Source organism: Streptosporangium sp. NPDC002721, assembly GCF_042888905.1.
Taxonomy (GTDB): domain Bacteria; phylum Actinomycetota; class Actinomycetes; order Streptosporangiales; family Streptosporangiaceae; genus Streptosporangium.
The window spans coordinates 1-8,538 of sequence record NZ_JBIAQI010000059.1 but is presented as its reverse complement, the minus strand read 5'-3'; the positions used below and the strand labels follow the sequence as shown (position 1 = coordinate 8,538).

The following is an 8,538-nucleotide window of genomic DNA, read 5'->3' as shown; positions in this document are numbered from 1 at the left end:
GTGGGCCCCCCCCCCCCCCCCCCCGGCCCCCCCCCCCCCCCCCCCCCCCCCCCCCCCCCCCCCCCCCCCCCCCAAAAACCCCCCCCCCCGCGCGGCCCCCCCCCCCGGGGGGGGCCCCCCCCCGGCCGCTTCGGGGGCGGGGATCCGTCGACCGGCGAGCGCGCGGGGAGTGCCGGGCCCGTACGAGGCGCCGCCGCGGCTCGTGTCCTTTATTCGAGACGGCCGAAGATGTGGTTGGCCGGTGAGCCGGGATCGTCTCCGTAGAAGAACTCCGAGGCGGCCTTGTGATACTCGGCCCGTGACAGGGCTCCGGAGGCGTCGAGGTCGAGCGCGTTGAACACCTCGGCGCACTCGTCGTCGCCGGCCCGGCCCGTGCTTCCGAAGATGCGCGTGAACTCGGTGAGGCTGATCGCGCCGTCGCCGTCGACGTCCGCGGCGCGGAACCACCGCTCGTATTTGCGCTTTCGCAGCTCATTCATGAACTCACAGTAAATCCGCGCCTACGGTTCGACCAGACTTATTTCATTACCGCGTTCACCTGCTTTTATGAGAAGTCGCTCAATCAGAGAATGGCGCCTCTTTCGATGCTTGGCGGCGAAATTCCTGGGACAGGATGCCGTTCTCGTTTTTCATCGCGAATCAGCCCGAGCGAGCTGTTCTATTTCATTCCCTCCCTTTTCGTTCCCAGCCAGGGCGGGAGTGTCGGCATATGTTCTGATCCCGAAAGGGTTCAGTGGAGTTGTCCGTCGATCCAGGAATAGGCCGCGGCGGTGTCGGCGAAGGCGTTGGGGCCCGGAGGCCCGCGAGCGGCGCGATCGCCGCAGGCCGCCGGCCGCGCCGCCCGATCCGCGTTCCGCAAGGCCGCACGCGAACGCGAGATCACAAAATCATTGGACAGACGCCTGCCCCGGCGTTCATTGTCGGCGGCATGCGACAAGAGGAGATCTGGGACGCCGACGCCGCCCGGCGCTACGACACGCCGGGCAGCGGCATGTTCGCGCCCGAGGTCCTGGAGCCGGCCGTGGAGCGCCTCGCCGAGCTCGCGGGCGACGGGCGGGCGCTGGAGTTCGCCATCGGGACCGGCCGGGTGGCCCTACCGCTCGCCGAGCGGGGGGTGCCCGTCACCGGCGTCGAGCTGTCACCCCCGATGATCGACCGGCTGCGGACGAAGGCGGACGAGGCGACGATCCCGGTGATCGTCGGCGACATGGCGACCGCCACCGCCCCGGGGAAGTACACGCTGGTCTACCTCGTCTTCAACACGATCTCCAATCTGCTCACCCAGGCCGAGCAGGTCGCGTGCTTCCGCAACGCCGCCCGCCACCTCACCCCCGGCGGCCGGTTCGTGATCGAGCTGTGGGTGCCCGAGCTGCGCAAACTCCCACCGGGTCAGCAGGCCACGGTCTGGCACAGCGATACCGGCTACATCGGCCTGGACACCTACGACGTCCTGCGCCAGCACGTCGTGTCACACCACTTCAGGTTCGACGACAGCAGGCGGGCCCAGCTGTTTCGCAGCCCGCACCGCTACATCTGGCCGGCCGAGCTCGACCTCATGGCCCAGCTGGCCGGGTTCGAGCTGGAGAGCAGGCACGCCGACTGGGCCGGGGCCGACTTCACCGCCGAGTCGCGTTCCCACGTGTCCGTCTACCGCATCCCGGCAGGCCGCTAGCTTCAGGAGCACGGGGCCACGCGCCCGGACTCCCCGGCCCGCCACGACCTTCCGCGGGTCGCCGCCCGGTTTCGCGCCTCGCGCCCGCGAAAACCGATCGCCGCGACCCGGCTCCCGCGGCCCCGGCTCTGGCCCCGGGCCACCGGCGGGTTTCTCCCGCCGCACCGGTGAGGAGCCTCCGGAGGTCAGGTGGGCGCCCAGCACCGCCAGCGCGGTGAAGGCGCCCAGCGCCACGGCCACCTGGACGTCGCCGGCGCCGTCGGTACCCACGGCCGGGGGCGAAGCCGGGCTGAGGGCCGGGTCCAGGACGGCCGCGGTGGCGATCAGCCGGGGCGCGGGCTCGGCGGAGGCGTCGTCGGCGCCGATCCACTCGTACCCCTTGCCGCCGGTGCAGCGCTGCGTGGTCGGAAACAGCAGCGGCGCGCCGGCCTTCCCCGACAGGCGCGCCCTCACGGTGAAGGACGCCCTGGTGCCGTCGGCGATCCCCGGGCCGCTCCACTCGACCGCGTTCCCCTTCACCGCGCCGGACCAGCCGCCCGGCTGGCCGGCCGACAGCACCGAGGCCCCGGCCGGCATCCGGACGACGAGCGCCTCGGTCGGCGCGCCGTCGCATCCGTGGTCGAAGGAGAAGGTGAGCGTGACCGGCCCGTCCCCGTTGGGTTGCGCGGACTCCAGCAGCACGTGAGCCAGCGCCGGGGCGGCCGGCACCAGCACCAGCACCGCCGCCAGCGCCACCCCGGCGGCCCGGACTCCACGACGGACACCGGATCTCACGGGATCACCACCTTCTGGGAGACGACCGGGCTCTCGAACTCCGACAGCCGTACGACCAGCGTCACCGTCCACGTCCCGTCCAGCGGGAAGTCGACCGTCGCCTCGTAGGTGCCCTTGCCCGTCGTGGACAGCGGTTTCTTGAACGGCCCGAGCTCGTAGACGGGCAGCCGCACCGACAGCTGCGGCGTCTCGTGCGGCACCAGCGGCACGCCCTCGCCGTCCACCAGGGACAGCTGGAGCGCGTTGACCCCTCGCCTGCCGGGGCTGATCACCATGGTGGCCTTGTTCCCGCCGACGGCCGCGGTGAGCGTCCTGGGCCCGGCGGAGGGGGACGGCGTGGCGGCCACGGGCGCGGCGGCGACCGGCAGGTCGCGGCGCATCGCGACCAGTGCGAGCACGGTGCCGGCGGCCAGCAGCGCCGCGGCGGCCGCGGGCGCCGCCGACAGCGCGGCGGGCCACAGCGAGGCGGAGAACAGCTCGCCGACGCCCGCGCCGTCCTGCCAGAGCTTGACCAGCGGGACCAGGGCCACGGCGCCGAGCAGCGCCGCGGCGGCCAGCGCGTCGCGGGCGCGCCGGACCCTGCGGGCGAACGCCGCGGACCTGCGCACGCTCGGCTCGGCGACGAACAGGACGAAGGCGGTGAGGCCGGCGAACCCGAGCACGCCCCCGTAGCGCAGCACCTCGGCGCCGATCCGCAGCACGTTCACCTCGCGGCCGGCGACCTGGTCGGGGACGGCGACCGAACTCGCGCTCGGCCTGCCGACGGAGAAGCTGATCCCGCCGCCGACCGGGTGGGTGTCGGCGGAGACGACCCGCCAGCTGACGATGTAGGTGCCCTCGGCGAGGGTGGAGGCCGGGGTGTAGACGACGGTGTCGTTCACCGAGCGGATGTCGGCGGGGACGACCCGGCCGGCCGGGTCGAGCAGCTGGTTCCCCTTCGGGGCCAGGGTGATCGCCTCGTTGAAGGTGGCCGTGACGGTGCGCGGCGCCTGGGCGAGGACCTGGCCGTCCCTGGGGTCGGTGCTCTTCAGCACCGCGTGGGCCTCGGCCGTACCCGGCAGCAGGAGGACCAGGAGGGCCGCCAGCAGCAGGACGGCCAAGGTGGGCGCGGCCGTCGGCCGCGCCCACCCCGGCGTCCCGCGAAGAAGCGGACGGGGCAAGAGGTCTTCCTGCCGCGCACCAGTGCGGTCACGCCCGCGGCCGCGCCGACCGCGCCCAGCGCCAGCCCGGCCCAGCCGACGAGGCCCGGGTCACCCGAGCCGGAGGAGGCCGCCGAGTCGGAGGCCACGCGCGCGACGTCGCCCGCGGAGGCGGGGGCGGCCGGTGTCGCGGTCTCGGCCGGCGTGGGCGTGGCCGCGCCGTGCGGCGCCTCCTTGGCGGTCAGCACGATGTACGGGGCCGGGTGCTCCGGCTCCTCCGCGCCGCCTTCGGCGACCTCGGTCCAGGGCGTCTCACCCTTCTCGCACTTCTGGACCGCCGGGAAGACGAGCTTGGCGCCTTCCTTCTCCGGAAGCTTCAGCGACAGCTCGAAGGTGTCGCGCAGGGCGTCGGGCAGCGGGGTCCTGGCGGTGCAGACGATCTGGTCGACCCGCTCGGTGTACTGGCCGCCGTGACCGTCGTCGATCGGGGTGTCGAGCTTCGGATGCCGAGCAGGGCCAGCAGCTCCCGCCGGGTGATCCTGCGGCCCGCCAGCGTGTAGGCGACGCCCCAGGCCACCAGGACCACGGGAACCAGGGCCGGCAGGGGCGGGGTCGTCCCGTGGGCGCGGTGAGCGGCGACCGCGATCACGGTGGTGCTGAGTGCCACCAGGACCGAGCGCAGGCCGCGCGTCGTCCGCCGGGTGCGCCTCATGGCCGGAGCTTAGCAACGGCTTCGGCCGCCCTCCAGCCCTCTGCCGCCGGACGCGGAGATCCGCTGCTGGGCCGGGTCGTGCCGTGCGAGCCCGGTCACCGAGGCTCCTTCGAGGCCGAGTTCGAGGCCGAGTTCGAGGCTTTCGAGGCTTTCGAGGCCGAGGCTCAGGCCGCCGCGACGTCGGCGTTCTTCGCGATCCTGCCGCGCATGAAGAACTGCCGGACGTAGTGGCCGATGACCGGCCATTCCTCGCCTCGGGTCCAGAAGTGGCGGACGAGGGCCTCGCGGCGGCCCGAGGGGTTGAACCACTGCCGCATCGGTTCGGCCGAGCCCTGCCACTCGGTGACGACCGGCCGCAGCCTGCGCTCCCACTCGGTCAGCGCCGTTTCGAGGTCGTCCGGATGCCGCCGCAGCATGGTGCCGAGCAGGTCCGATCCGGCCAGCCCCGCCGAGACGCCCATCCCGGCGTAGAGGGTGACGCACCACGCCGAGTCACCGATCAGGACCACCCGGCCCCGATGCCAGGAATCCATCCGCACCTGTTCGGCCGAGTCGAAGAGGATGTCCTGCACGGTGTCGGCCTCGTCGAGGACGGCGCCGAGCAGCTTGCCCGTCGGCCGGTCACCGAAGACCTGGCGCAGTCGCCTCGCCGCGGGCAGCCGGAACTCGGCGTCGACGTCGTCGGTGCGGTAGGTGAGCATCACCGTGGGGACGATGTCGCGGAACCCGAACACCCACATCGCGCGGCCGCGGTCCGGCTCCAACTGCACGGCGGTGTCCTCCTGGGCGAGGCCGGGCAGGGGTTTCGACAGCTGGAACGCGCAGGTGATGCCGCCCATCGGGCGCATGTACCGCTCGTGCGGGCCGAACACCAGCTCGCGTACGGTCGACCGCAGCCCGTCCGCGCCGACGACCAGGTCGAACCGTTCGGTCACGGTCTCGCCGGTCACGGTCTCGCGCAGGGTCACCTCGACGCCGTCGGCGTCCTGCTCGATCCCGGCCGGGACGGTGGAGAAACGGATCTCGACGTCGCCGGGCAGCGCCTCGAAAGCGGCGTCCTCGACCTCGCCCCGCCGCATCATGCGCGGACCGTCCGGGAGATTACCGAGAATGGCCATGCTGGTCCTGTTACCGTACCGGTCGACCTCGTAATGAACGGTATCGGGAGAGGTGTGGTCCGCTATGCCGGGACCCAGCCCGAGCCGCTCGGCGCTGGCGTGTCCCGCTCCCCACAGCAGCACGAAATAGCCGCCCTTGCGGCGCCGCGGCGCCCGTTCGACGATGACGGGCTCCCAGCCGATCTGACGCAGCCGGATCGCCGCCGCCATACCGCTGATTCCCATTCCGACGATTAGCGCGCGCCGCTTCCTTTCAATGTTCATGCCTTCATCATAGGAAATGACAGGCTATTTCCCTCGGCCGTTCAGAAGGGCATATCTCATAGGCTCCGGGCATCACATTTCGCTCCGCTGAATCGTCGGGGACGTCCGCTCACACGCGCCGTCGTCGACGAGTCCTGAAAGGAGTCGACGCGGGACAGGATCGACCACGCGGGACAGACCGACCACGCGGGACAGACCGACCACGTGAGACGGGATCGACCACACCCACGCGCTCGTCGCCGTGGCGGCTCACCGCCAAAGGACAACCCGGCCGCGCAGGCCACCCGGCGGCGCCGGGAGCACCGCCCGCGGGCCCGGTGCGCGACCGTGGGCGAGAGGCCATCAGCCGGCGACCGGATCTCACGCCGCTCCTCCTGCGGCAGGGCGTACCACCGCGCGTAGGCGTCCTGCACGACGTCCTCGGCCTCGTGCGCGCAGCCCAGCGCTCGCCGGGGGGAGGATCGGATTCTCGTGTTTCACATCACTCGGGGGACCCCTGCGTCGTCGTTGGGGTATGAGCCTCACTCAACTGTGGAAAGCCCGCCCCTTGCGCGGAGGCTGTGCGGACGTGCTGCCGGACCGCCCGCCTGGATCGGCCCGGGCGGCCGGCGGCATGCCCTGCGGCACCGTACCCGGCGCCCGGCCCGGTGTCCGGCGTGAGGAGTTCGGCAACCGGCGTGTTCGCCGCAGGCCGGTCCGGGAGCGCCGCCGCGCCGGCGCCTGGGCCGGGCCCGTTCGCCGTCGTCGTGTGCGTCATGTCTGAGCCGCACCGGCTCGCGCGCTGTGCCGGCGCGGGGATCAGCGCGATCGTGGGTGAGCGGCGGCTGCTGGGTGAGGTCGCCGAGCGCCTGCTCGGTTCGGCGCGCGACGCCGAGGACGTGGTGCGCGAGACCTACGCCCGCTGGTACGCGATGCCGCAGGACGTGCAGGAAGAGGTCGGCTGGCCGACCGCCTGGCTCGTCAGCGTCGCCAGCCGCCTGTGCTGTGACCGGCTGAACAGGGCACGTCCGATTCGGGGCATGACGAGCATCGGAACGAAAAGTCCCGTTAGCAGCCGCCCCAACTAACTATTTGATCTTCTGCTCGCCCTGGCTGCTGGGGCTGCCCTACTTTCGGCGGCTATGCCAGTTGAGTTCTTAAGTGATGACGAGGCGGCCGCGTACGGCCGGTTCTCCTGCGCTCCGTCCCAGGCGGAGCTGGAGCGATTTTTCTTCCTGGACGACGCGGACCGAGCGCTGGTCACCGAACGGCGCGGGGCCCACCACCGTCTGGGCTTCGCCCTGCAGCTGACCACCGCTCGGTTCATCGGTCGTTTCCTGACCGATCCGCTGGACGTGCCCGAGGAGGTGCCGCAGTATCTCGCCGACCAACTCGGGATCGAGGACGTCGCGCAGATCAACCGCTATACCGAGCGGCGTAGCACGTCGTTCGAGCACCAGGAGGTGATCCGGGACGCTTACACATTGAAGGAGTTCTCCCGAGCAGAGGCGGACTTCGTCTTGGGAGGACGACATCGTGTAGGTGGCGGCGATCAACACCGCGGGGGCGGAATTGAGCGATTCCGCCCCCGTGCCAGGATCCGATCAGGACGCGATCGTCACCTGCGGAAACAGCGCGCCGATCCAATGAGAGCCGATCCAGGCTTACGCCTCCCCTTTTCGCTCCCTACGGTGGAGTGGAGCGACTCACTGGACGCCCTCTGGCTCACCTCGAAGGGGAACACGATGGCCCTGTTGAAGCAGACCGACTGGAACGACCAGGAGATCCCCTACACCGCGGCGGACGTAACCCGCCACGGGCAGCGCATCGCCAGGGTCCGCGCGGAGGTCGGCGAGATCCGCGCCGCCGTAGCGGCCATGCGCGCGCGGGGCGGGGCGTTCCTGGATGAGGTCGCCGACTTCCTGGACCGCGAAGCCCTGCAGCTCGACCGGGCCAACGAGGCCGACGGGCCGGTCGAGCTGGACGCGCGCGACGACACCCGCGAGCAGAGCGACTACGCCCCCACCGGCGCGCGCTGGGCACTGCTCATCGCTCGTGCCCGTGCGATTCGGCACGATCGTGACGTGAGCCAGCCGCAGGAGACACCGCTTTGTCTACCCGGACCTTTCGAGCCCTTGCGCAGAGCGCGGACCTGCGGCCGGCTGGGGCCACGAACCGCTGATCGGATGTCGAGCCGCCGAGCTCTCTCATTAGGGCGTGGCGTGCCCCTGCATGGCTCACCTGGGCCAACGACCGACTAAGGAGGCGCCGGTGACGGTGACATGCGGACACGCCGCCCGCCGTCGAGGCAGGCGGACATGGCATTCCCGGCTGACGGCCATGTGTCCTCTAGGTCGACGGACATCCGGCCTCCTACCCAGCCAGCTGTAACAGGTCGTATTGGAGATCCGGTATCCGAATATGCATTCCGAGACGTTCTACGCGACAGCCGCTCAGATCTTTCCTGCGCTACTGATCGCCCTCTTCGTCGAGGGGGGCTCGTTCCACCGGGCTTGGCGCGACTATCGGGACCGCTACGCCCAAACGGACCAGACCCGAGCCGAGATGGCAACAGCCGAACTGCGCAAACAGCTAACGATCATCTCCCGGCTGGCCGTGGCCTTCATGTTCGGGGAGGCTCTAACCGTGCTCTGCCTCGGCTTCCGCTGGTTCAACGTTGGAACCTTCACCGCGATCTGCCTCATCATGTTCCTGCTCAGTGGGGGGCTGGTACTTCTGGCCGTCAACCGGCTCGTGGACGAGCAGGGCACGCTCAGCTGACACACCTAGGGCCTGTACGGACTTCGGATCTTTAGATGGGTTGAAGGCTTCGGAGCCACACGATGGCTCCGCGTAGATGAAGGCCCGCGAGGTAGCTTT

General features: G+C 71.0%; 8 protein-coding genes and 1 pseudogene. 4 read left to right on the top strand and 5 right to left on the bottom strand.

The features are described 5' to 3' along the window. Positions 1-209: 209 nt before the first annotated feature. Positions 210-479, bottom strand: coding sequence for an EF-hand domain-containing protein (locus ACFYWM_RS43345; RefSeq protein WP_389927327.1), 270 nt, complete (start codon positions 477-479; stop codon positions 210-212). A gap of 449 nt (positions 480-928) precedes the next feature. Between ACFYWM_RS43345 and ACFYWM_RS43340 the strand changes: the two genes are divergently transcribed. After that, positions 929-1,672, top strand: coding sequence for a class I SAM-dependent DNA methyltransferase (locus ACFYWM_RS43340; protein WP_389927324.1), 744 nt, complete (start codon positions 929-931; stop codon positions 1,670-1,672). A 384-nt stretch (positions 1,673-2,056) separates the two neighbouring features. On the opposite strand, the pseudogene ACFYWM_RS43335 reads toward ACFYWM_RS43340, so the two are convergent. From ACFYWM_RS43335 to ACFYWM_RS43320, 4 genes and pseudogenes are all read right to left on the bottom strand, one after another. After that, positions 2,057-2,248 (bottom strand): annotated as a pseudogene (locus tag ACFYWM_RS43335) (hypothetical protein); the annotation flags it as partial. A 194-nt stretch (positions 2,249-2,442) separates the two neighbouring features. Beyond that, entirely contained in the window at positions 2,443-3,546 is a 1,104-nt protein-coding gene (locus ACFYWM_RS43330; protein ID WP_389927322.1) for a copper resistance protein CopC, read from the bottom strand. Further along, positions 3,474-4,313, bottom strand: coding sequence for a DUF1775 domain-containing protein (locus tag ACFYWM_RS43325; RefSeq protein WP_389927320.1), 840 nt, complete (start codon positions 4,311-4,313; stop codon positions 3,474-3,476). The genes ACFYWM_RS43330 and ACFYWM_RS43325 overlap by 73 nt, the downstream gene beginning before the upstream one ends. 148 nt (positions 4,314-4,461) lie before the next feature. Then, a complete protein-coding gene (locus ACFYWM_RS43320) occupies positions 4,462-5,679 on the bottom strand; it encodes an FAD-dependent monooxygenase (RefSeq protein WP_389927317.1) in 1,218 nt (405 codons plus the stop codon). Between the two features lie 755 nt (positions 5,680-6,434). On the opposite strand from ACFYWM_RS43320, the gene ACFYWM_RS43315 reads away from it, so the two are divergent. The 3 genes from ACFYWM_RS43315 to ACFYWM_RS43305 all read left to right on the top strand — a co-directional run bounded on the left by ACFYWM_RS43315 (position 6,435) and on the right by ACFYWM_RS43305 (position 8,439). Continuing rightward, complete coding sequence (locus tag ACFYWM_RS43315; protein ID WP_389927314.1) at positions 6,435-6,746, top strand: sigma factor; 312 nt, start codon at positions 6,435-6,437, stop codon at positions 6,744-6,746. A gap of 54 nt (positions 6,747-6,800) precedes the next feature. Beyond that, positions 6,801-7,919: a DUF4158 domain-containing protein gene (locus ACFYWM_RS43310; protein ID WP_389927312.1), complete on the top strand. Its 1,119-nt coding sequence runs from the start codon at positions 6,801-6,803 to the stop codon at positions 7,917-7,919. Between the two features lie 304 nt (positions 7,920-8,223). Further along, positions 8,224-8,439, top strand: a complete 216-nt coding sequence (locus ACFYWM_RS43305) for a hypothetical protein (protein WP_389927309.1) — start codon at positions 8,224-8,226, stop codon at positions 8,437-8,439. Positions 8,440-8,538: the final 99 nt, after the last annotated feature.